This is a genomic window from Cellulosimicrobium sp. 72-3 (assembly GCF_013127315.1).
Lineage (GTDB): Bacteria > Actinomycetota > Actinomycetes > Actinomycetales > Cellulomonadaceae > Cellulosimicrobium > Cellulosimicrobium funkei.
In genome coordinates this window covers 863407-887158 of sequence record NZ_CP053419.1, presented here as the reverse complement: position 1 = coordinate 887158, position 23752 = coordinate 863407, and the positions used below count along the sequence as shown (strand labels likewise).

Genomic DNA, 23752 nt, shown 5'->3' with positions numbered 1-23752 from the left:
CACGGAGAAACCATGGCGCTCAAGAGCGTGCCGGACCAGAACGTCGCCGACCGCGTCACGGTCGAGCTGCGCGAGGCGATCTTCAGCGGCGACCTCGCCCCGGGCGAGCGGCTCGTCGAGCGCAAGCTCGCCGAACGCCTCGGCACGAGCCACATCCCGGTGCGCGAGGCACTGACGCGACTGACCCAGGAAGGCCTCGTCGAGCGGCTCCCCCACCGCGGCGCACGCGTCGCCGCGCTCACGAGCCGCGACCTCGAGGAGATCTCCAGCCTGCGCACCCTGCTGGAGCAGTTCGCCGTCGTGCGGGTCCAGGACGCCTGGGACCCGGCGAAGGAGGCGAAGCTGCGCAAGACGGTCCAGCAGATGGTCCAGGCGGCGGAGAAGGGCAGCAACGCCCGCGTCTTCGAGCTCGACCGGCGCTTCCACGAGCAGCTCTGGGAGATGGCCGACCACCGCATGCTCATGACGCTCAACGCGCAGCTCCGCAGCCGCATCACCGGCTTCCTGCGCGCCGCGAACGCCGCGCTCGAGCCCGAGGCGCGCGTCGCGCACGCGCGCACCCACGACCTCATCGTCGACGCCATCGCGGGCGGCGACCCGGGCACGGCCCAGCGCGTCATGGCCGAGCACATCGGCGAGGCCGCCGCGCGCCTCGCGAGCCACACGGAGAACGAGGCGGAGCCCGCCGTCGGGGCCTGACCGTTCGCCTCGCACGTCCAGGCCTGCCAATGCTCTGGCCGGGACGAGCCCGATCCGCATACGGTCGCGCGATGGACATCGTGCGTGCCGCCGAGACGTTCGCGTCCTGGGCGCAGACGCATCCGCAGGACTTTGGCGAGTGGGAGACGGACTACGAGGAGTGGCCCGCGACGTACGCCTGCGCCCGGGACCTCGTCGGCGAACGCCCTTTCACGCGATGGAGCGACGCGGAGAAGGCCTCCTTCCTCTACCTCCTCGCGCGCGACAACGAGGTCGAGGACCTGGCCGACCTGCTCTCCGAGCACCCGGCGACGCTGGCCGGCGTCGCCGAGCACGTCTGCGCTGCGCCGGGGTGCGCAGAGCCCGACGCACGGTGGCAGATCGCGGCGTATCTTCCCGCCATCGGGCCTGACGCGACCCCGCTGCTCCTGACGCTCTTCGCCGACGACGACGAGTACGTCCGGCGTCGCGCGCTGCTCTCCCTCGGCGAGCTCGGCGTACCGGCTGCGGAGGGGTGTGCCGTCGCCGCCTGGGAGTCCGGCCTCGAGTACCAGCGGATCGCCTCGCTGCACGTCCTGCACCAGATCGGATCACTCGAGCTCGAGACGTACGCGAAGCGCGCGGCGGGCGACCCTCGCTCGTTCGTCCGCCAGGCAGCCCGGCGGCTCGCCTGATCTCCGGCGAGACCACAGTCCTGGGTGGCGGCAGCGCCGCCACCCAGGAGGGTCGCACGCGCCCAGCCCGGCCCGCGCGGTCCGTCGCGTCGCACGCCGACGGTCGTCCCGCGACCCTACTTTTGCTATAGCATCCCGTCAACACCGGCCCGGACCCTGGACTGCCATGCACCTGCGCACCGCCACGCCCGACGACGTCCCCGCGCTCTACGCCCTGTGGGGCCGAGCGTTCGACGCGCCGCACATGGTGCCGGTCTACGAGACGGACGACGGCCGGCTCGACCGCACGCACGTCGCCGTCGACCCGGGCGACGGGCGCGTCGTGGGCTCGGTGTACTGGACCCCGCGCGAGCTCGGCGGGCCGGGCGGCGGCACCCTGCGGGCGGGCGGGGTCGCGAACGTCGCGACCGCCCCCGAGGCGCGGGGCCGCGGCCTCGTGCGCGCGCTGCTCGCGCAGGCCGTCGAGCAGATGGAGCAGGACGGCACGGACGTCGCGCTCCTGTTCACCGGCACCCCGGACGTCTACCGGTCGAGCGGCTTCGAGACGTTCGACGTGCCGCTCCGGCGCGGCGCGCCGCGTCCGGTCGACGAGCCGGACCCCGGGCACGACGACCTCGACGACGACGGGCTCCCGACGGGCGCCGCGCCGTCGGACCTCATGGGCGACGCCCCCGTGCGGACCCGCACCGACCGCCTGCCCGGCGTCCCGTGGCCCGCGTGGTCGGTCGCGCTGCGGTGGGAGCAGCTCGCCGTGCTGCACGACGCGTTCGACACCGCGGCGGGCGGGCCGCGCCCCCTCGCCACCCGACGCACCGCCGAGCACTGGGAGCAGCGCATCCCGCTCTGGCACTCCGGCGCCGAGGTGTTCACCGCCCGGGCAGCCGACGGGGAGATCATCGGCTACCTCGTCCTCGAGCCCGAGCCGGACGTGCTGAAGGTCCGCGAGCTCGGCGTCGACCCGGCGTCGGACCGCGCGCACGACGTCGTCGACGCCCTCGCGCGCACCACGCTCCACCGCGCGCACCTGCACGGCTCCCCCACCGTCGAGGTGCGCCTCCCCGCGCACGCCCTGACCGACCGCTTCGCCGCCGCGGTGCTCGACGCGCCCGTCGTCGCGACCGACACGACCGGCATGCTCCGGCCCGTCCGCGCGGCGGCCGACGTCGTCGCGCACCTCCGCGACGCCGCCGCGGCCGGGGTGGGTTTCCACTGGCCCGGCGACTACCTCTGACCGACTGACCCACCCCACGAGGTAGAGCCCCGGTCCGCCGAGGTAGAGCCCTGGTCACGCCACCACGGCTCTACCTCGCGCGACCACGGCTCTACCTCGCGCGACCACGGCTCTACCTCGCGCGACCACGGCTCTACCTCGCGCGACCACGGCTCTACCTCGGCGACGTCGGCACGTGCGCTCCCGTGGGAAGGCGGTTGCTATGGCACTTTTCGAGGCGCCACAGCGACCTGACCTGCGCATATGCGCTCAGGCTTGCTCTTGACGATGCCATAGCATCCCGCTACTCTCCGAGTGTTCGGTTCACCGTCGCAACGACGCGCACGAACCCGCTGACCCCCGACCCAGCACCGGAACCGCACGACCCCCGCAGCACCGCTCCCCCGGAACACCCCGCAGCCCCGGGCCGCCGGAGCCACCGCGTCGCCCGCCCGCACGGCGTCCTCCCGACGTCACGAAGGGTGCCCCCGTTGTCCACTCCCCGATCCCAGACCCGCCCCGCGTCCGGCGACCCCGGCGCGACCGGCCCCACGACCACCGAGGCGGCGTCGTCGCCCTCGCGCCGCCACCTGCTGCGCGTCGCCGGCGTCGCGTCCCTCGCCGCGGGCGCCGTCGCGCTCGGCACCGGCAGCGCGCACGCGGCGCCCCTCGCCGGCACGCTCCCCGCGGGCAAGAACGACACGCCCGACGACGAGGTCCTCGTCGCCAACTCCGTCGCCCAGCTCACCGGCTGGAAGGCCAAGAAGCACGACGACGGCGCCGTCGCCCAGCTCCTCGGCCACGCGACCCCGGGCGACGGCGCGGCCCGCCTCGTCCGCTACGACGCAAGGTCCACCGCGACCCCGAACGGCGGCACCGTCCTCGCCCCCAGCGACGCCGGTGCCACCGGCCGCTGGCACACCCTCCACACCGGCACCGCGGACTTCCGCTGGTTCGGACTCTTCGGCCCCGAGAACCCCGCCGACGACGCCCTCGACGCCCTCGTGAACGACCCCAGCATCACCCGCATCGAGGCCCGCACGGACCTCAACTTCACCCGCCGCCACATCTACACCCGCTCGAACCTCGAGCTCGACTTCGGCGGGCGCACGGTCACGACGGAGGGCATCGAGCGCAACGCCCACGACAACCCGTTCGGCGCGGTCCTGTTCTTCCAGGGTCGCGTGACGGACGAGACGCAGCAGCGCACGCTCGCCGCGACGCTCCCCGACCTCACGGACGTCTTCGAGGTCGCGGACGCGGGCGCGTTCGCCGTCGGGCAGTGGTGGGCGCTGCGCTCGGACGAGCGCCCGGGCGGCGGCGGGGACGAGCGCGAGCTCCAGCGCCTCGTCCAGGTCACGCAGGTGCTCGACGCGACGCACGTGCGCGTCGACTACAAGAACGGCTGGGAGCTGCCCGCGGGGCGCGTGCTCACCTGGACGCGCGTCGAGCCCGTCGAGCAGGTGCACGTGCGCGCGATGACGTTCCACGGCTCCGGGCCCTTCGACGGCCCGGCGAACGGCGAGCTGCCCGACGACCGCGAGATGACCGGCTCGCACCCCGTCGCGTTCGAGTACGCGGTGCGCTGCGACGTCTCGGACGTGCACGGCCACCGCACGTGGTGGCCGGTGATCATGCGGCGCTGGAACACCCACTTCGTCACGGAGCGGTGCTCGGTCGCCAACCCGCCGACGGTGTTCTACGGCGGCGCCGGCTACCTCACGCAGCAGATCTACTGCCTGTACGGGCGGGTCTCCGACTGCACGAGCCACAACGCGCGGCACCTCAACGACCTCACGGCGTCGGCGTACTGCCTCGTGGAGAACTGCCACGGCGACGGGGACGACCAGGGCGGCAACCCCTTCACGACCCACGGCCAGTACGAGCACGACCTCGTGTTCGTCGGCAACAGCGGGCTCATGGACATCGCCAACTCGGGCGGGCAGTGGGGCACGGCGGCCAAGCGCATCACGGTCAAGCACCACACGTGCTCGTGGTTCGTCGCGGGCACCAAGATCACGGACCTCACGCTCGAGGACGTGCACGTCGTCGCGCGGTCGACGTTCGACCCGCAGGCGACGCTCACGATCAACGCCGACGGCGCGCAGGTGCGCGGCTGCACGGCCGGCTTCTTCGCCGTCGGGCAGCGGTCGTCGCTGTCGCGGCGCCCGACGGTCGTCGAGGACTGCGCGTTCGCGCTGCCCCCGGGGTCCGTGCTGCACCAGACGCCCGTGACGAACCCCGTGCACTTCGTGCGCACCCGCATCACCGGGGTGGACGGCACGATCCTGCGCGGCGCCGGCCCCGTGACGTTCACCGACTGCGAGCTCGTCGGCGGCACGGACGACACCCCGGCCGCGCCCGTCGACCTCGGCTCGGCGGACGTCACCGTCACGGGCGGGTCGTGGCAGGGCGTGGGCGTGCGGCTCAGCGGCGCGCGCGACCAGCGGCTCGTGCTCGACGGCGTCCGGGCCGCGGGCACGACGACGGCCGGGGCCCTCGTCTCGCGCGGCACCGGCGCGGGCGCCGTGGACGTCACGCTCCGCGGCGCCGACCTGCGGGCCGCCGACGGCACCGCGCACGTCGCGCTGCGACCCGGCGACCGCTACGCCGCGACCGGGTCGCGGTTCACGGGCGGTCGCCTCGACCTGCCCGACGGCGTGCGTGTCCTCCATGCCCGCAACGTCGAGACCGGCGTCGACCGCGCGGGGCTGCCGACCGCGGGCGACGGCGTGCTCGTCGACGCGAACCTCACCGTGTGACCCGCCCGGGCGACGCCCGGGCACCCTGTTCCCGCCTCCCCACCGACACCCGCGCCGTCGCGCCGGGCCGACGAAAGGACACCCCCATGACCCTCGAGACCACGACCGAGCCGACGACGGCCGCGCCGGGCGAGGCCGCCCAGCCGCCCTCGCGGCGCAACCTGCTGCGCGTCGCCGGCATCGCCTCCCTCGCGGCGGGCGCCGTCGCCCTCGGCAGCGGCAGCGCCCACGCGGCGCCCCTCGTCGGCGCGCCGCTCGCGGCGAAGAAGGACGACAAGCCCGACGCCGAGGTCCTCGTCGCCGCCACCGTCGCCGAGCTCACGGGCTGGAAGGCCAAGAAGCTCGACGACGGCATCGTCGCCCAGCTCCTCGGCCACGCGACCCCCGGCGACGGTGCCGCCCGGCTCCTGCGCTACGACGCGAGGTCCACCGCCGCCGCCAACGGTGGCACCGTCCTCGCCCCGCAGGACGCGGGAGCCAAGGGGCGTTGGCACACCCTGCACACCGGCACCGGAGACTTCCGCTGGTTCGGACTCTTCGGCCCCGAGAACCCCGCCGACGACGCGCTCGACGCCCTCGTGAACGACCCGAGCGTCACGCGCGTCGAGGCGCACACGGACCTCAACTTCACGCGGCGCCACACGTTCACGCGCTCGAACCTCGAGCTCGACTTCGGCAACCACCTCATGACGACCGAGGGCATCGAGGACGCCGGGCAGGACGACCCCTTCGCGGCCGTGCTGTTCTTCCGCGGGAAGGTCACGGACGACGTCCGGAAGAACACCCTCACGGCGACGATGCCGGAGCTGCGCGACGACTACGAGGTCGCGGACTCGTCGCAGTTCGAGGTGGGCCAGTGGTACGCGGTCGAGGTCAACGCGCTCGCCGGCCGGTGGGAGCGCGAGCTGCAGCGCCTCGTCCAGATCACGCAGATCGTCGACGCCACCCACGTGCGCGTCAACTACAAGGCGGGCTGGTCGCTCGCGAAGGGCCGCACGCTCACGTGGACGCGCGTGGAGCCCGTGGAGCAGGTACACGTGCGCAACCTCGCGTTCCGCGGCCGGCCCGACGGCGACCAGTACACCGGCTCGCACCCGATCGCCTACGAGTACGCGGTGCGCTGCGACGTGGAGAACGTGCACGGCGTCGCGACGTTCTGGCCGCTCGTCATGCGCCGCTGGAGCACGTTCTTCCGCACGGCGGGCTGCTCGCTCACCAACCCGGCGTCGGTCACGTGGGGCGGCGCGGGCTACCTGACGCAGCAGATCTACTGCAACTACGGGCACGTCGTGGACTGCCACACGACCAACGCGAGGCACCTCAACGACTGGACCGCGTCGTCGTACGGGCTTGTGGAGAACTGCCACGGCGACGGCGACGACCAGGGCCCGTTCGTCACGCACGGCCAGTACGAGCACGACCTCACGTACGTGGGGAACTCGGGGCTCATGACGTTCGCCAACTCGGGCGCGGCCTGGGGCGGCGCGGCCAAGCGCATCACCGTGACGCGGCACGTGTGCTCGTGGTTCGTCGCGCGCGTCAAGGTCACCGACCTCACGCTCGAGGACGTGCAGGTCATCCGCAAGGACGGCCTCGCGGGCTCGGGGATGCTGTGGGTCAACGCCGACGGCGTGCAGCTCCGCGGCTGCCAGGCCGACGACACCCTGATCATCTCCCAGGCCTCGGCGCTGTCGAAGCGGCCCAACGTCATCGAGGGGTCGCGCTTCGCGGTCCTGCCGGACACCGCGATCACCCAGGCGAACGTCACGAACCCGGTGCACCTCGTGCGCACGACCCTGAACGGGCTGAAGAACGCGTCGTTCGCCGGGAAGGGCCCCGTCGTGCTGGACACGTGCACGCTCGAGGCGGCCGAGGGCGAGGGCACGGTGACGGTGAGCGGCGACCTCACGGTGCGCGGCGGCGTCCTCCGCAACGTCGCGGTCGTCGCGGCGGGCGCGGCCGAGCAGACCGTCCGGCTCGACGGCGGCGCCCGGCTCGAGGGAAAGCCCGCGGGCGGGAGCTTCCTGCGCCGGGCGAAGGCGGACAAGCCGGTCACCTGGGCGCTGGACGGCGTCCGGAGCACCGCGCCGTCGGGCGACACTGGGCACGTGAACCTCGACGCCGGCATCAACACGTGGTCCGCCACGGGCTCGACCTTCGCGGGCGGCACCCTGGCGCTCGCACCGTCCGCCCTGGGCGGCGACTCGTTCGTCCTCCACAGCGGCAACGTCGAGCAGGGCGTCACCCGCACGGCGTTCCCCGACGACGGCGACCGCGTCGTCACGACAGGCAACCTCGTCGTCTGACGCGCCCGCTCCCACGCCGCTCTCCCCGCCGGGCGCACCCCGGCGCGGGAGCAGCGCGCGAGGTGGGACGACGAAGGGGCCGGGGGTGGTGAGTGCGGGTCGTGGCGGGCCTGGCGGGAGCGCCGCGAGGAACGAGCAGCGCGGATGGTAGACCCGCACTCACCACCCCCGGCCCCGGCCCACGACGACCACCGCGTCGGCAGCCCGCGCCGCGGCGCGAAAGGTCACAACTCCGCATCGCGTCGTGCGCGAGTTAACACGAGCGCCGATCTGGCGTAACATCGGCATGGCAGGCTTGCTATAGCAAATAGCAAACGAGGCCTGCCAGGGGCGGGAGACCCCCGCCCCGCAGGACCATCGCAACGGAGCAAGGACCGCACACGTGACCCCCACCCCCCAGCCTGTCACCGTCGCCCTCGTCGGCGCCGGGAACCGCGGACAGACGTACGCGCGCTGGATCGCCGAGCACCCGGAGCGCGCCCGTCTGGTCGCCGTCGCCGACCCTCGGGCGCACCAGCGCGGGCTCGTCGTCGACCAGGCCGTCGCGGCCCAGGCCGCCGCGGCTCAGGCCGGCGGCCCCGCCGACCCGGCCGTCACGCCCGCCGCCACCACCGCTGCCGCGCTCGCCGCCGACACGTCCGCGCCCGCCGTCGGCCTGGGCGCGGCGCTCCCGCAGGTCGCGGAGTTCGCCGGCTGGCAGGACCTCGTCGCCGCGGGCGACGCCGACCGGGCCGCGGGGGGCACGGGCCGGGTCGCGGACATGGTCATCGTCGCCACGCAGGACCGCGAGCACCGCGACCCCGTCGTCGCGCTCGCGCCGCAGGGGTACGCGGTCCTCGTCGAGAAGCCGCTCGCGCCGAGCCCGGAGGAGTGCCGGGACGTCGTCGACGCGGTCGAGGCGTCGGGCGTGCTCTTCGGCGTCTGCCACGTGATGCGCTACATGCCGTACACGGACCTCGTGAAGTCCGTCGTCGACTCGGGCGTCCTGGGCGAGATCGTCAACGTCCAGCACCTCGAGCCCGTCGGCTGGTGGCACGACGCCCACTCCTACGTGCGCGGCCCCTGGCGCTCGGAGAAGACGTCGAGCCCGATGCTGCTCGCGAAGTCGAGCCACGACCTCGACTGGATCCGCTACGTCACGGGCAAGCGGATCGCGACGGTCGCGAGCTTCGGCTCCCTGAAGCACTTCCGGCCCGAGGAGCGGCCCGCGGGCGCGGCGGACCGCTGCCTGGACTGCCCGCTCGAGCCGACGTGCCCGTACTCCGCCCCGCGCCTGTACCTGTCGACGCTGCGCGAGAAGGGCCCGATCTGGCCGGTCTCCGTCATCACGGACGCGACCGACGAGGCGGGCGTCGTCGAGGCGCTGCGCACGACCGACTACGGCCGCTGCGTCTACGCCTCGGACAACGACGTCGTCGACCACCAGGTCGTCGCCATGGAGCTCGAGGGCGGCGGCGCGGCGACGTTCACCATGACCGCGTTCTCCGAGCAGGACCACCGCAAGACCCAGATCTTCGGCACCCACGGGTGCCTCGACGGCGACGGGGAGAAGGTCCGCGTGACCGACTTCCGCGACGGCAGCGTCACCGTGCACGACGGCGGCCACCACGGTGCCACGAACGCCGCCGACGACCACGGCGGCGGCGACTCGGGGGTGATGGACGCGTTCGTGCGCGCCGTCGCGACGGGGGACCCGAGCCACGTCCGGTCGGGCGCCGTCGAGTCCTTGCAGAGCCACCTCGCCGTGTTCGCGGCCGAGGAGTCGCGCCACCGGCGCACCGTCGTCGACGTCCCGGCGCGCTGACGCGCCGGGCCCGACGACCGCACCACCACAGCACCACACCGCCCAGCAGCACCCCCACCCCCACCCGCCCACCCGGGCGGGACCTCACCAAGGAGACACGTCGATGACCCTGCGCACGACGAAGCGCCTCTGGACCGCCGCGCTCGCGGTCGGCACGCTCGGCGCGCTGAGCGCCTGCGCCGGCGGTGCCGGCGCCGGCAGCTCCACCCCCACGCCCGAGGACGGCGCCGCGTCCGGCTCCGTCACCATGTGGACGTACCCCGTCATCGCCGACGAGGCCGCCCACAAGGCCTTCTGGGACGAGCAGGTCGCCGCGTTCCAGGAGGAGAACCCCGACGTCGACGTCAAGGTCGAGATCTACCCGTGGGCCGGCCGCGACGAGACGCTCGCGACCGCGATCGCGGGCAACAAGGGCCCCGACGTCGTCTACCTCATCCCGGACCAGATCCCGAAGTACGGCAAGTCCCTCGCCGCCGTGGACAACTACGTCGCGGACCAGGTGGGCGACCTGCGCGAGAACGCGTCGAAGGCCGTCACGGTCGACGGCGCGATGCTCGGCTCGCCGCTGATCATGAACAGCAAGCCGCTCGTCTGCAACGCCGCGGCGTTCGAGGCCGTCGGCGAGGCGGGGAACTACCCCGAGACGTGGGACGACCTCATGGCGCTCGCGCCGACGTTCCAGGCCGCCGGCTACGACGTCACCAACTACTGGGGCTCGGTCGACGCGACGCTCAACGAGTCGTTCTACCCGCTGCTGTGGCAGGCGGGCGGGTCCGTCTTCTCCGAGGACGGCTCGTCGGTCGCGTTCGACTCCCCCGAGGGCGTCGAGGCGCTGCAGTTCGCGGTCGACCTCGCCGAGGGCGGGTACATCGAGAAGGACCTGCTGACGACCATCCCCGCGTTCGAGCAGACGAACACCGCCAAGGGCAAGATCGCGTGCACCTGGCAGCAGGGCCCGGCGGACGTCGCGGGCTTCTGGGGCGAGGAGAACGTCGTCGTCCTGCCGCCGCTCAAGGAGGCGGAGGCGGTCGCGTTCGGCACCGTCGGCTCGCTGTCCGTGCTCAAGACGGCCGACAGCCTCGACGCCGCGGGCAAGTGGGCCGCGTTCGCGACCTCGCCCGAGGTGAGCGCCGAGTACGCCCAGGCCGCCGGCTGGTTCTCGCCGTACGAGAGCGAGTCGGGCCTCTACGCCGACGACCCGGTGCTGTCCGCGCTCGAGGAGACGCTCCAGTACACGACGGCCGGCGAGGTCAACGAGAAGTCCCGTGAGGTCATGGGCGTGCTCGCCCCGGAGCTCCAGGCCGCGCTCATCGGCGAGAAGACGCCCGAGCAGGCCCTGAAGGACGCGGCCGCGGCGGCGAACCCGCTGCTCGGCTGACCGACGCCGCGGCGCGGGCAGCCGTCCCCCTGCTGCCCGCGCCGCGGTACCTCGCGGTACGAGAGGAGAACCCATGACCGCGACCGCCCCCACCTCGGACGGGCTGACCGCCGACGGGGCCGACCGGCGCCCGGCGCCGGAGCCCCCGCGCGGCACGACCCGCCGCGTCCTGGAGCGCCGAGAGGCGAGGATCGGCCTGCTGTTCGCCCTCCCCGCGTTCCTGCTGTTCCTGCTGTTCCGCTTCGGCCCGGCGATCGCCGGCGTCGCGCTGAGCTTCTTCGACTACACCATCGGCGTCGGCGCCGAGTGGACGGGCGTCGAGAACTTCCGGCGCATGGTCGACGACCCGATCTTCTGGTCGGCGCTGCGCGTCACGGTCGTGCTGAGCGTGCTCATCGTCCCCGTGTCGCTCGCGATCTCGACGTTCATGGCGCTCATGGTGCGCCGCTCGTTCCGCGGCTCCGGCTTCTACCGCTCGGTGTTCTTCCTGCCCGTGGTCACGAGCCTCGTGCTCGCGGCGACCGTGTTCACGTGGGTGTTCTCCACGAACGGCCCGTGGTCGAAGCTCATGGGGGCGCTCGGGTTCTCGACCGACTCCTGGCTGGGCGACACGCTGCTCGTGCTGCCCGCGCTCGCGATGGTCGCGATCTGGTCGCGCTTCGGCTACGGGATGCTCATCCTCCTCGCGCGCATGCAGGACCTGCCGCGCGAGCTCGAGGAGGCCGCCGCGATCGACGGCGCCGGGCCGTGGAAGAGGTTCTGGCACATCATCGCGCCGCAGCTCAAGCCGACCCTGTTCTTCCTCGCCGTCATCGAGACGACGGCGTCGTTCCAGATCTTCGACCTCGTCTACGTGATGACGGCGGGCGGGCCCGCCCGGGCGAGCTACAACCTCGTCTTCTACATCTACGACCAGGGCTTCAAGTACTTCGACCTCGGCTACGCGAGCGCGCTCGGCGTCGCGCTGTTCGTCGTCACGCTGGTCGTCGCCCTGATCCAGCGCTATGCCATCGGGAGGGACAAGTGACCGCCGTCGACCCCACCACCACCGGGCGGGTGCTCGAGGGCGCCGCGATGCCCGTGCGCCCCACCGCGACCCGCCGCCGGCGCGGCCGCAAGGGCGCGAGCGACCTGTCGCTGCGCGGCAAGGTGCTGCGCTACGTCGTGCTCTCGCTCGCCGCCGTCGTGACGATCTTCCCGTTCTACGCGATGGTCGTGCTGTCGCTGAAGCCGGCCGCCGCGATCGACTTCCCCGCGTCGCTCCTGCCGACGAACCTCACGACCGAGGCCTACGGCCGCGTGCTCGGCGCGGGCAACATCGGCACCTGGCTCGTCAACACGCTCGTGTACTCCGTCGTCTCCGTGGTCGCGGTGCTGCTGCTCGCGTCGATGGCCGGCTACGCGTTCGCGAAGAAGAAGTTCCCCGGGCGCGAGGCGATGTTCTGGTCGTTCCTCGCGATGGTCATGGTCCCGTACCACGTGACGCTCATCCCGACGTTCATCCTCATCGCGCAGGCGGGCGGGCTCGACACGTACTGGGGCCTGATCCTGCCGACGCTCGCGAACGCGCAGGCCGTGTTCCTCATGCGGCAGTTCATCCTCGACCTGCCCGACGAGCTGTTCGAGGCCGCGAAGCTCGACGGCGCCTCGGAGTGGCGCATCTTCCTGCGCATCGTGCTGCCGCTGTGCAAGCCGATCCTCGCGACGCTCGGCACGTTCGTCTTCCTGTGGCACTGGAACGACTTCCTGTGGCCGCTCATCATCGGCCAGGGCACCGACCACTGGACGCTGACCGTCGGCATCGCCTCGCTCCAGCAGCAGGACGTGCCGCTCAACATGGTGCTCGCGGGCGCCACCATCTCGTTCGTTCCGATCTTCGCCTCGTACCTCGTGGCCCAGCGCTTCTTCGTCGAGGGCGTCACCTCGTCCGGCATCAAGGGATGACTCACCACATGACCACGCAGACCAGCACCACCGCCCTCAAGGCCCCGACTTCCGTCGCGGAGCTCGAGGAGCTGCTCACGACGCCGTCGCCCGCCCTCGTGGAGGACCTGGCCGCCCGCTCGGGCGACCTCGTCATCCTCGGCGCGGGCGGCAAGATGGGCCCGAGCCTCACCGTCCTCGCCCGCCGGGCGCTCGACGCGGCCGGGCGCGCGGGCGACGCCGTGCACGCCGTCTCGCGGTGGTCCGACCCCGAGCAGGCCGACCGTCTGCGCGACGCCGGGGTGAACGTCGTCGCGGCCGACCTGCTCGCGCCCGACGCGGACCTCGCCGCGCTGCCCGACGGCGCCGACGTCGTCTACATGGTGGGCGCCAAGTTCGGCACGTCGTCCGCGCCGTCGCTCGCGTGGGCCGCGAACGCGGCCCTCGTGCACGACGTCGCACGCCGCTACGCCGACTCGACCATCGCCGCGTTCTCCACCGGGAACGTCTACCCGCTCGTGCCCGTCGAGTCGGGCGGGTGCTCCGAGGAGCACCCCGTCGGGCCGGTCGGCGAGTACGCGATGAGCTGCCTCGGCCGCGAGCGCGTGCTCCAGCACGCCGCGCTCTCGCGCGGCACGAAGGTCGTGACGATCCGCCTCAACTACGCCGTCGACCTGCGCTACGGCGTCCTGTTCGACGTCGCGTCGCCGATCCTCGCGGGCGAGCCCGTCGACCTCACCACCGGGCACGTCAACGTCGTGTGGCAGGGGTATGCGAACGAGGTCGCGCTGCGCTCGCTCGCGCTCGCGTCGTCGCCCGCGACGGCGATCAACCTCACCGGACCGGAGACGGCGTCGGTGCGGCGCCTCGCGGAGCTCCTCGGCCGCGGCCTCGACCGCGAGGTGTCGTTCACGGGCGAGCCCGCCCCGACGGCGCTGCTCAACGACGCGACGCGCTGCCACGAGCTGTTCGGCTACCCGCAGGTGCCGCTGCGCACGCTCGTGGACTGGCAGGCGCAGTGGCTCGCGGCCGGGCTGCCGACGAGCGGCAAGCCGACGAAGTTCGCCGTGCGCGACGGGGCGTTCTGATGACGGCCCCCACCACCCCCGCCGCGGCGTCGGCCACCCCGCGCCTCGCCGACGACGTCGCCGCGCTCCTGCGGGCGGGGACAGTCATCCCGGCGCAGCCCCTCGCGCTCGACGCGGACCGCCGCCTCGACGAGCGCCGCCAGCGCGCGCTCACGCGGTACTACCACGCGGCGGGCGCGGGCGGCGTCGCCGTCGGCGTCCACACGACGCAGTTCGAGATCCGCGAGCACGGGCTCCTGCGGCCCGTGCTCGAGCTCGCGGCCGAGGTGTCGCGCGCGACGGTCGCGGGCGACGCGCCCGCGGGCTCGCTGCACACCGGGCCCCGCCCGCTCGTCCAGGTCGCGGGCGCGGCCGGCGACGTGCGGCAGGCCGTCGCGGAGGCGGAGCTCGCGGCGTCGCTCGGTTACGACGCGGTGCTGCTCGCGCCGCGCGTGCCCGGTCTCGCCGGCTCGCGCGAGGAGGTCGAGCGCGTGCTGCTCGACCGCGCCCGCGCCGTCGGCGAGGTGCTGCCCGTCATCGGGTTCTACCTCCAGGAGGCGATCGGCGGCCCGCGCCTGTCCGTCGGCTTCTGGCGCGAGTACGCGTCGATCGAGGCGGTCGTCGCGATCAAGGCCGCGCCGTTCCACCGCTACCGAACGATCGACGTGCTGCGCGGCGTCGCCGCGTCGGGTCGCGGCGACGAGATCGCGCTGTACACGGGCAACGACGACGCGATCGTCGCCGACCTCACGCAGCGCCTCGACGTCCCGGTGACCGACGCCGAGGGCCGCGCCTCGACCTTCACGGCGCGGTTCGTGGGCGGCCTGCTCGGGCAGTGGGCGGTCTGGACCCGGGGGGCGGTCGAGACGCTGGCCCTCGCGCACGCCGCGCACGGCATCGGCCCCGACGGCGGGGCCACCGTGCCCGACGCCGCCGCCCTCGCGACCCTCACCGCGCGCGCGGCCGGCCTCACCGACGCGAACGCGGCCGTCTTCGACGCGGCGCACGACTTCGCGGGCGTCATCGCGGGCGTGCACGAGGTGCTGCGCCGCCAGGGCCTGCTCGACGGCATCTGGTGCCTCGACCCGGAGGAGACCCTCTCGCCCGGGCAGGCCGACGAGCTGACGCGCGTGACGGCGTCGTACCCGTGGCTCGCGGCCGCGGACGACGCGCTCGTCGCGGAGCACCTCGAGGACTGGCTGCGGTGACCGGCGCGCCCGGCACGAAGACCGTCGCGGGGCCCGGCCCGGGTACCGGGGCGGCCCGCGCGGTCGTCGCCGTCGCGCCGTGGCTGCGCACCGAGCTGTTCGCCCCCGACGTGTGGGAGCGCCTGGCGGGCGCGGGACCGTTCGACGTCGTCGACGACCCGCGCGCGCTCGGCGCCGCGCTCGACCGGCTGAGCCCCGCGGCGCGCGAGCGCGTCGACGCGCTCGTCATCTCGTGGGGCACCCCGCCCCTGGGCGCCGACCTCCTCGACCGGCTCCCCGGGCTGCGGCTCGTCGCGCACACGGGCGCCTCCGTCAAGCCGTTCGTCACGCCCGCGCTGTGGGAGCGCGGGGTCCGCGTGACGCAGGCGGGCCAGGCGATGGCACGCCCGGTAGCCGAGGTCTCGGTGACGTTCGCGCTCGCGCTGCTCCACCAGGTCCCCGCGTTCCACAACGCCCTGCACGACGGCGTCCCGTGGGCCGACGCGGAGGCCGCACCCCCGCGGTACGAGATCGCGGGCACGCGCGTCGGCGTCGTCGGGGCGTCGCGCACCGGGCGCGCGGCGATCGCGATGCTGCGCGCGCTCGGCGCGGAGGTCGTGGTCGCCGACCCGACCCTCTCCCCCGCCGACGGCGCCGCGCTCGGCGCGACCCTCGTCGGGCTCGACGAGCTGCTCGCGACGAGCCGCGTGACGATGCTGCACGCACCCGTGCTGCCCGAGACCCACCACCTGCTCGGCGCGCGCGAGCTCGCGCTCCTGCCCGACCACGCCGGGCTCGTCAACACCGCGCGGTCGTGGCTCACGGACGAGGACGCGCTCGTCCAGGAGCTCGCGAGCGGGCGGATCAGCGCCGCGCTCGACGTCTACGACGCCGAGCCGCTGCCCGAGGACCACCCGCTGCGCCGCCTGCGGAACGTGCTCCTCACGCCGCACCACGCCGCCGCGACGGTGCAGGGCCGGCTCGCGCAGGGCGCGATCGTCGTCGACGAGCTCGCCCGCTTCCGCGCGGGCGAGCCGCTCGCGCACGAGGTGCGCGCGGCCGACCTCGACCGCATGGGCTGAGCGTCCCGCGCCGCGCCACGACCGGGGCCGACGTCGAGGTGTACCGCGCCCCGCTCGGACCGCTGCGAGAATCGGGGGCGTGAGCGAGACCCCCGACCCCCGCACCGACTGGCGGCCGCACGTCGCCGACCCGGCTGCACGACCGCCGTCGACCCTGCCCCACGTGGTGTTCTTCGAGCCGCGCATCCCGGGGAACACGGGCAATGCGATCCGCCTCGCCGCGGTGACCGGGGCGCGTCTGCACCTGGTCGAGCCGCTGGGCTTCGACCTGGACGAGCCCAAGCTGCGCCGCGCGGGGCTCGACTACCACGACCTCGCGAGCGTCGAGGTGCACCCGGACCTCGACGCCGCGCTGGCGACCCTCCCGGGCCGGGTGTTCGCGTTCACGACCCGCGCGACGGCGTCGTTCACCGACGTGACGTACCGGCCCGACGACGTCCTGCTGTTCGGCCCGGAGCCCACCGGCCTGCCCGACGACGTGCTGGCTCACGAGCGGATCACGGACCAGCTGAAGATCCCCATGCTGCCCGGTCGCCGGTCGCTCAATCTCACCAACGCGGCGTCGATCGCCGTCTACGAGGCGTGGCGCCAGACGGGCTTCGCGGGCGGTTCCTGACCGTGGCACCCGACCGGCCCACCGCCCCGGCACCGTGAGTGCATGAAACAGTCGCGCCCGAAGGCCTCGGGCGCGACTGTTTCATGCACTCAGCGGGGGTGGGGTTAGACGAGGTCGCGGACCGCCGCGTACTGCTCGCGGATCGCCGGGACCGGGTCTGCCTCGACCACCGTGGCCGACGACGCGGCCCACGTGGGCGGGGCGACGTCCGCACCGGAGCCGCCCGCCTCGTGCGCGGCGAGGACCCACGCCGCCTGGCGCGCGGCGCCGTCGGCGACGTATTCGCCGGGCTCGGGGACCGTGACGGGCAGGCCGAGGACCTGCGGCGCGATGCGCCGGACCGCCTCGGACTGTGCGCCGCCGCCGATGAGCTGCACGCGCTCGACCCGGACGCCGAGCGCCCGCAGCGCGTCGAGCCCGTCCGCGAGGCCGCACAGCATGCCCTCGACGTACGCGCGCGCGAGGTGTTCCGGCGTCGACGTGCCGAGCCGGATCCCGTGCAGCGTGCCCGACGCGTCGGGGCGGTTGGGCATGCGCTCGCCCTCCAGGTACGGCACGAGCACGAGCCCGTCCGCGCCGGGAGGCGCCTGGAGCGCGAGCCGCGACAGCCCCGCGTGGTCGACGCCGAGCACCGCGCGCGCGGCGTCGAGCACCCGGCTCGCGTTGAGCGTCACCGCGAGCAGCAGGTACCGGCCCGTCGCGTCGGAGAACCCGTTGACGAGGCCGGAACCGTCCGCCGTGCGGTCGTCGGTCACGGCGGACACGACGCCCGACGTCCCGATCGACACCGCGACGTCGCCCGCGACCATGCCGAGGCCGAGCGCGGCACCAGCGTTGTCGCCCGCGCCGGGGCCGAGCAGCGTGCCGCCCTCGACCGCGCTCCCGGCGACCGAGGCGTGCGCGACGCCCGCCGTCGCCGACGGCCCGACGACGCGCGGCAGCACGACGTCGGTCCGTCCGAGCGCGAGCTCCAGCAGGTCGAGGCGGTACGCGCCCCGGCCGTCGGGCCCGTCGTCCCTCGTCGCGTCGTAGTAGCCGGTGCCCGACGCGTCGGACGCGTCGGTGACGAGCGTGTCAAGGTCCGGGCCCAGCGGCGCGGACTCGTCGCCCGCGGGGCCGTACCCCGCGATGCGCCACGTGAGCCAGTCGTGCGGCAGCGCGACGGCGGCGACGCGTGCCGCGTTCTCCGGCTCGGCGTCGCGCAGCCAGCGCAGCTTGGTCACGGTGAGCGACGCGACCGGCACGGAGCCGATCGCTTCGGCCCACGCCTGGGCGCCCGCCTCGGTCGCGGACTCGATCCGGTCGTGGGCGTCGGGGACGCCCTCGGCGAGGCGGGCCTCGCCGAGCTCCCGGATCAGGTCGCGCGCCGCGGGCGCCGAGCGCGTGTCGTTCCACAGGAGCGCGTCGCGCACGACGTTCCCGTCCGCGTCGAGCGCGACGAGACCGTGCTGCTGGCCGCCGACGGCGAGCGCCGCGACGTCGTCGAGCCCGCCCGCCGCGGACGCGGCCTCGCGGAACGCGTCCCACCACGCGTCGGGGTGGACCTCGGTGCCGTCGGGGTGCTTGGCCGACCCGGTGCGCACGAGGGCGCCCGTCGCGGCGTCGCGCACGACGACCTTGCAGGACTGCGTGGACGTGTCGACGCCGGCGACGAGCACGCGCTCGCCGCCGGCGTCGGACGTCCTGGCGTCGGTGGCCACCTCAGCCGATGAGGTGCTCGAGCGCGAGCTGGTTGAGGCGCACGAAGCCGAAGTCGCGGTTCGCCGCGGCGTCGACGTCGAACTCCTCGTACGCGCTGCGGTCCGCGAGCAGGTCGGCCACGGACTCGCCCTCGCCCAGCGTGGGCTGGCCGAGCTCGAACACGCCCGAGTGCGCGAACGCCTCCTGGACGCGGCTGTCGGCGCGGTACGCGGCGGCCTTGCGCGCGAGCAGGCGGTAGGTCTCCATGTTGGCGCGCGCGGAGTCCCACACGCCGACCTCGTTCTCGGTGCGCGACGGCTTGTAGTCGAAGTGGCGCGGGCCCGTGTACGTGGGGCCGCCGTTCGGGAAGCCGTTCTCGAGCAGGTCGACCGTGAAGAACGCGGAGAGCAGGTCGCCGTGGCCGAACACGAGGTCCTGGTCGAACTTGATCGAGCGCTGGCCGTTGAGGTCGATGTGGAAGAGCTTGCCCGCCCACAGCGCCTGCGCGAGGCCGTGCGTGTAGTTGAGGCCCGCCATCTGCTCGTGGCCCGTCTCCGGGTTGAGGCCCACGATGTCGCCGTTGTCGAGCTTCGCGATGAGGCCGAGCGCGTGGCCGATGGTCGGCAGGAAGATGTCGCCGCGGGGCTCGTTCGGCTTGGGCTCGAGCGCGATCTTGAGGTCGTAGCCCTTCTCCTTGATGTACGCCGCAGTGAGGTCGAGGCCCTCCGCGTAGCGCTCGTGCGCGGAGTGCAGGTCCTTGGCGCCGTCGTACTCGGTGCCCTCGCGGCCGCCCCACATGACGAACGTCTTGGCGCCGAGCTCGGCGGTGAGGTCGACGTTGCGCAGCACCTTGCGCAGCGCGTAGCGGCGCACGCCGCGGTCGTTCGACGTGAGGCCGCCGTCCTTGAAGACGGGGTGGCTGAACAGGTTGGTCGTCACCATCTCGATGACGAGGCCCGTGTCCTCGGCGGCCTGGCGCACCGCGTCGAGGCGCTTGGTGCGCTCGGCGTCGTCCGCGCCGAAGGGGACGACGTCGTCGTCGTGGAACGTGAAGCCCCACGCGCCGAGGTCGGCCAGACGACGCACCGACTCGGCCGGGTCGAGCGCCGGGCGGCTCGCGCTGCCGAACTGGTCCTGCGCGGTCCAGCCCACGGTCCACAGACCGAAGGAGAAGTTGATGTCCTGAGTGGTCTCGTCGGCCACGGTGGTCTCCTCGTCGAGAGGGCCGGAGCGACGTCGGTCGACCCCGGCCTATTTATGTCGTACGGCTGAACTTATCCGTCCGGGTCGGTAAGGTCAAGACCGTGAACCGCAGCGTCGCGACCCGGACGGGTCCCCCAGCAGCCCGCCAGGCCACGCTGCGCGAGCACAACCTCGCCCTGGTCGCGCGGGCGGTGTTCGAGGCGTCGCACCCGTGCTCGCGCGCCGACATCGCCGGCGCGAGCGGGCTCACGCGCGCCACCGTCTCGACGCTCGTCGACCGCCTCGTCGCCGCCGGCATCGTGGCCGAGCTGCCGCCCGCCACCCCGCAGCGCGCCGGGCGGCCCGCCGTGCCGCTCGCCCCCGCGCCGCGCACCCTCGTGGGTCTGGGGCTCGAGGTGAACGTCGACTACCTCGGCGGGCGCGTGCTCGACCTCACCGGCGCCGTCGTCGCCGAGCAGGTCGACCCCGACGACCTCCACGACAGCGACCCCACCGAGGTGCTGGCCCGCCTCGGGCGCATCGCGCACGACCTCCTCGCCCAGGTGCGCGCCGACGGCATGACCGTCGCGGGCGCGCGTCTCGCCCTGCCCGGCCTCGTCGACCCGCGCGCCGGCCGGCTCGAGGTCGCACCGAACCTCGGCTGGTCCCACCTCGACCCCGTCCGCCTCCTCGGGCTCGGCCCCGACGTCGCCGTCGAGATCGGGAACGAGGCCAAGCTCGCCGCGCTCGCCCAGGCGAGCCACGGCGTCGTGCCCGACGACGCGACCGGGCCCGCGCCCTCGACGTACCTCTACGTGTCGGGCGACGTGGGCATCGGGTCCGCGATCGTCGTCGACCGCCGCCTGTTCCACGGCCGCCACGGCTGGACGGGCGAGGTCGGGCACGTCGTCGTCGACCCGCACGGCCCCCGGTGCCGCTGCGGCGCGACGGGCTGCCTCGAGCAGTACGCGGGCAAGGACGCGCTCCTGCGCGGCGCGGGCCTGCCCGTCGACGCGCCCACCGGCACGCTCGTCGCCGCCCTCGACGCCGGCGAGCCGGACGCGCTCGCCGCGGTCGAGCGCGCCGGGACCGCGCTCGGCAGCGCGCTCGCCGACTACGTCAACCTCGTCGACATCGACACCGTCCTGCTCGGCGGCATCTACCCCGCGCTCCTGCCCTACCTGCGCCCCGCCGCCGAGGCCGAGCTCCGGGCCCGCGTCCTCGCCGCCCCCTGGACCGACGTCGTGCTGCTGCCCGCGCCCGTCGGCGACCACGCCGCGCTCACCGGCGGCGCGCGCGAGGTGCTGCGCGGCGTCGTCGAGGACCCGAGCGCCTGGGTCGCCGAGGACTGATCCCCGGGCGCGCGCCGGTGGTGCGCGCCCAGGGGCCCGCGTCAGGCCAGGTCGAGCCCGACCGCCGCCCACGAGAGCGCCGGGAGCGTCAGCCGCACCTCGCCGTCCTCGACGCGCGCGCCGAGCGGCACGGGGCGGACGGGCTGCGCGTCCCGCGTGTTGGTCACGAACCGGTCGTGCCCCTCGGGCACCGTCAGCACGACGGCGTCGCGCACCGCCCGCACCCCGCCCGCGGCGAGCGTGACCTCGACAGGGTGCTCCGGGTCACGGTTCACGCAGAACACCTCGACACGACCGTCGGCGGTCGTCGTCGCGGAGACGTCGACGACGGGCACGTCGCCGTACGCGGCGGTCGGGACGGTCGGGCAGTCCGCGGCGACGCGCAGCGCGGCGCCCCGCGCACGGGCGGCCGTGATCGCGAAGGGCCAGAAGATGGTCTGCCGCCACGCGTCGGCGTCGGGCTCGGTGCGGATCGGCGCGATGACGTTGACGAGCTGCGCCTGGTTCGCCATCGAGACCCGGTCCGCGTGCCGGACGAGCGAGTTGAGCAGGCTCCCGACGACGACGGCGTCCGCCACCGCGTACTCGTCCTCGATGATCCGCGGCGCGACGTTCCACGCGCCCGTCAGCAGCGGCTCCTTGTCCCGCTCGTTGAAGCGGTCGAGGTACCACACGTTCCACTCGTCGACGCTGATGCCGAGCCGCCGACCCTGCATCCGGTCGCCGAGCGCCGCCTCCTCCTCGTCGAGGATCCCCGCGACGGTCGCGATGTAGCGGTCGAGCCCGACGCCGGACGCGAGGAAGGAGGGCAGGTCGCCCGGGGTCTCCTCGTAGTAGGCGTGCAGCGACACGTGGTCGACGAGCCCGGCGGTCTGGCGGACCACCTCGCGCTCCCAGTCCCCGAACGTCGGCTGGTCGGCCGACGACGACCCCGCCGCGACGAGCTCGACCGTCGGGTCGACGAAGCGCATCAGCCGCGCGGTCTCGGCCGCGAGCCGGCCGTACTCGTGGGCCGTCTTGTGGCCGATCTGCCAGTCGCCGTCCATCTCGTTGCCGAGGCACCACAGGCGGAAGCCGAACGGGTCCGGCGCGCCGTTCGCCCGACGCTCGTCGGACAGCGCGGTACCGCCCGGGTGGTTGCAGTACTCGAGGAGCTGCGCCGCCTCGGCCGCGCCGCGCGTGCCGAGGTTGACCGCCATCATGACCTCGAGCCCCGCGCGCTCGGCCCACCCGGCGAACTCGTGCAGCCCGACCTGGTTGGTCTCGATGCTGTGCCAGGCGGCGTCCAGCCGGACCGGGCGCTGCTCGCGCGGGCCGACGGAGTCCTCCCACCGGAAACCGGAGACGAAGTTCCCGCCCGGGTAGCGCACGACCGTCGCACCCAGCTCGCGCACGAGCTCGAGCACGTCGCCGCGGAAGCCGTCGGCGTCGGCCGAGGGGTGCCCGGGGTCGTGGATCCCCCCGTACACGCAGCGCCCCATGTGCTCGACGAACGTGCCGAACAGCCGCGGAGAGACGGCGCCCACGGCGTCGTCCGGATCGATCTGGATGCGTGCGTGGGTCATGGTCCTCGTCTCGTGGGTCGGTGCCGACGGGTCGACGGCGGGGATCTGCGGTGCGCGGGCGACGCTCAGCGACGTGTGGCCGCGGCGGGCGGGGGTGCGGTGCTCGCGCGCTCGACGAGACGGGTGGGCACGAGCCGCGTCCCGGTCTCGGCGACGCCGTCGTGCACCTGGCGCAGGACCTGCTCGACGCACCGACGCCCCACCTCGGCGAAGTCCTGGTGGACGGTCGTCAGGGGCGGCAGGAACTCGCTCGACTCGGGCAGGTCGTCGAACCCGACGACGCTCACGTCCTGCGGCACGCGCCGGCCCGCGTCGTGCAGGGCGCGCACGAGCCCGAGCGCCATCTGGTCGTTCGCGACGAACACCGCAGTCACGTCGTCGTCCTCGGCGAGCCGCCGCCCGGCCTCGTAGCCCGACGCGGGCGACCAGTCGCCCCGCTCCGGCTCGGGCACCGGACGGCCGGCGCGCTCCAGCGTCTCGCGCCACGCGACGGCCCGGCGCTCGGCCGCGAAGGAGCTCTCCGGGCCGGCGAGGTGGTGGACGGTGCGGTGGCCGAGGTCGAGCAGGTGCTGCACCGCCTGGCGGGTGCCGTCCGCCTGGTCCGTGTCGACGACGGCGTACGCGTCACCGGCGTCGGAGTCGGCGACCACGACCTTCACCCCGGGCGGGAGGTTGACTCGCGCCACGTCGAGCAGGTGCACCTCCATGAGGAGGATGATCGCGTCGACGGCCAGCTCGCCGAGGCGCGTGAACGCGCCGTGCACGCCACCCTGGGTCGGCGCGGCGACGGGGATGACGGTGATCGCGTAGCCCTGGGCGGCCGCGGACGTCGCGATGGCCTCGAGCGTGCGGACGTTGCCCGTGGTCGCGAGCGAGAAGAGGATCACGCCGATGGTCCGGAACGTGCCGCTCTTGAGCGCGCGGGCCGCGCTGTTCGGCCGGTAGTCGAGCTCGGCCATCGCGGCGAGCACGCGGGTCCTCGTCTCCTCCACGACCCCGGGGTGCCCGTTGGCGACGCGCGACACGGTCTGCGCGGACACCCCGGCCATCCGGGCGACGTCGGCCATCGACACGCGGCGGACGTCGTGCGGCCGGCGGGCCCGGGCCGGCTCGACGGCGGGGACCGTCTCGGCGACCGGAGCGGTCCGCCGCTGCGGCGCCGTCGTCGTGACGGGGGCGTCGTCGTCGAGCCGGTTGGTCATCCGTCGTCCTCGCGGTCAGTGGCGGCACAGCTCCAGCGCTGGTTCGGCGCCGTCGCGCCGACG

General features: G+C 74.2%; 18 protein-coding genes. 14 read left to right on the top strand and 4 right to left on the bottom strand.

Annotated elements, in window-relative coordinates; translation table 11 throughout:
- The first annotated feature begins 12 nt into the window (after positions 1–12).
- The 13 genes from HKK73_RS03990 to HKK73_RS03930 all read left to right on the top strand — a co-directional run bounded on the left by HKK73_RS03990 (position 13) and on the right by HKK73_RS03930 (position 16708).
- Positions 13–699 (top strand): GntR family transcriptional regulator, encoded by a 687-nt coding sequence (locus HKK73_RS03990; protein WP_085388497.1) that lies wholly within the window; start codon positions 13–15, stop codon positions 697–699.
- 71 nt (positions 700–770) lie between these two features.
- Positions 771–1373: a HEAT repeat domain-containing protein gene (locus tag HKK73_RS03985; protein WP_034656415.1), complete on the top strand. Its 603-nt coding sequence runs from the start codon at positions 771–773 to the stop codon at positions 1371–1373.
- Positions 1374–1539: 166 nt separating this feature from the next.
- The gene (locus HKK73_RS03980; protein WP_171467491.1) at positions 1540–2604 is read left to right on the top strand and encodes a GNAT family N-acetyltransferase; all 1065 of its coding nucleotides are present in this window, start codon (positions 1540–1542) and stop codon (positions 2602–2604) included.
- A gap of 470 nt (positions 2605–3074) precedes the next feature.
- Entirely contained in the window at positions 3075–5345 is a 2271-nt protein-coding gene (locus tag HKK73_RS03975; protein WP_216608050.1) for a peptidase C14, read from the top strand.
- Between the two features lie 86 nt (positions 5346–5431).
- A complete protein-coding gene (locus HKK73_RS03970) occupies positions 5432–7651 on the top strand; it encodes a peptidase C14 (protein WP_216608049.1) in 2220 nt (739 codons plus the stop codon).
- A gap of 382 nt (positions 7652–8033) precedes the next feature.
- Positions 8034–9455, top strand: coding sequence for a Gfo/Idh/MocA family protein (locus tag HKK73_RS03965; RefSeq protein ID WP_137279651.1), 1422 nt, complete (start codon positions 8034–8036; stop codon positions 9453–9455).
- A 103-nt stretch (positions 9456–9558) separates the two neighbouring features.
- Positions 9559–10833 carry a sugar ABC transporter substrate-binding protein gene (locus HKK73_RS03960; protein ID WP_171467490.1) on the top strand — a complete coding sequence of 425 codons (1275 nt, stop codon included), beginning with the start codon at positions 9559–9561 and terminating at the stop codon, positions 10831–10833.
- A gap of 73 nt (positions 10834–10906) precedes the next feature.
- A complete protein-coding gene (locus tag HKK73_RS03955) occupies positions 10907–11860 on the top strand; it encodes a carbohydrate ABC transporter permease (protein ID WP_171467489.1) in 954 nt (317 codons plus the stop codon).
- Positions 11857–12777 (top strand): carbohydrate ABC transporter permease, encoded by a 921-nt coding sequence (locus tag HKK73_RS03950; protein ID WP_232422954.1) that lies wholly within the window; start codon positions 11857–11859, stop codon positions 12775–12777. The genes HKK73_RS03955 and HKK73_RS03950 overlap by 4 nt, the downstream gene beginning before the upstream one ends.
- Before the next feature lie 8 nt (positions 12778–12785).
- Positions 12786–13844 (top strand): NAD(P)-dependent oxidoreductase, encoded by a 1059-nt coding sequence (locus HKK73_RS03945; protein WP_043654290.1) that lies wholly within the window; start codon positions 12786–12788, stop codon positions 13842–13844.
- Positions 13844–15031: a dihydrodipicolinate synthase family protein gene (locus tag HKK73_RS03940; RefSeq protein WP_043654292.1), complete on the top strand. Its 1188-nt coding sequence runs from the start codon at positions 13844–13846 to the stop codon at positions 15029–15031. Before HKK73_RS03945 ends, HKK73_RS03940 begins: the two co-directional genes overlap by 1 nt.
- Entirely contained in the window at positions 15028–16092 is a 1065-nt protein-coding gene (locus tag HKK73_RS03935; RefSeq protein ID WP_051028114.1) for a hydroxyacid dehydrogenase, read from the top strand. Before HKK73_RS03940 ends, HKK73_RS03935 begins: the two co-directional genes overlap by 4 nt.
- Before the next feature lie 154 nt (positions 16093–16246).
- Complete coding sequence (locus tag HKK73_RS03930; RefSeq protein WP_085388869.1) at positions 16247–16708, top strand: tRNA (cytidine(34)-2'-O)-methyltransferase; 462 nt, start codon at positions 16247–16249, stop codon at positions 16706–16708.
- Positions 16709–16812: 104 nt separating this feature from the next.
- On the opposite strand, the gene HKK73_RS03925 is transcribed toward HKK73_RS03930, so the two are convergent.
- Together HKK73_RS03925 and xylA are read right to left on the bottom strand one after the other, a co-directional pair.
- On the bottom strand, positions 16813–18408 hold the full coding sequence (locus HKK73_RS03925) for a xylulokinase (RefSeq protein ID WP_253705775.1): 1596 nt from the start codon (positions 18406–18408) through the stop codon (positions 16813–16815).
- 1 nt (position 18409) lies between these two features.
- Positions 18410–19591, bottom strand: a complete 1182-nt coding sequence (xylA, locus tag HKK73_RS03920) for a xylose isomerase (protein WP_171467488.1) — start codon at positions 19589–19591, stop codon at positions 18410–18412.
- A gap of 101 nt (positions 19592–19692) precedes the next feature.
- Here xylA and HKK73_RS03915 point away from each other — a divergent pair, with 101 nt between their 5' ends.
- Positions 19693–20922 carry an ROK family transcriptional regulator gene (locus HKK73_RS03915; protein WP_171467487.1) on the top strand — a complete coding sequence of 410 codons (1230 nt, stop codon included), beginning with the start codon at positions 19693–19695 and terminating at the stop codon, positions 20920–20922.
- A gap of 41 nt (positions 20923–20963) precedes the next feature.
- Here HKK73_RS03915 and HKK73_RS03910 read toward each other — a convergent pair whose 3' ends face one another.
- Positions 20964–22487 carry an alpha-N-arabinofuranosidase gene (locus HKK73_RS03910; protein WP_171467486.1) on the bottom strand — a complete coding sequence of 508 codons (1524 nt, stop codon included), beginning with the start codon at positions 22485–22487 and terminating at the stop codon, positions 20964–20966.
- Between the two features lie 65 nt (positions 22488–22552).
- On the bottom strand, positions 22553–23554 hold the full coding sequence (locus HKK73_RS03905; RefSeq protein ID WP_043654319.1) for a LacI family DNA-binding transcriptional regulator: 1002 nt from the start codon (positions 23552–23554) through the stop codon (positions 22553–22555).
- Positions 23555–23752 lie beyond the last annotated feature (198 nt).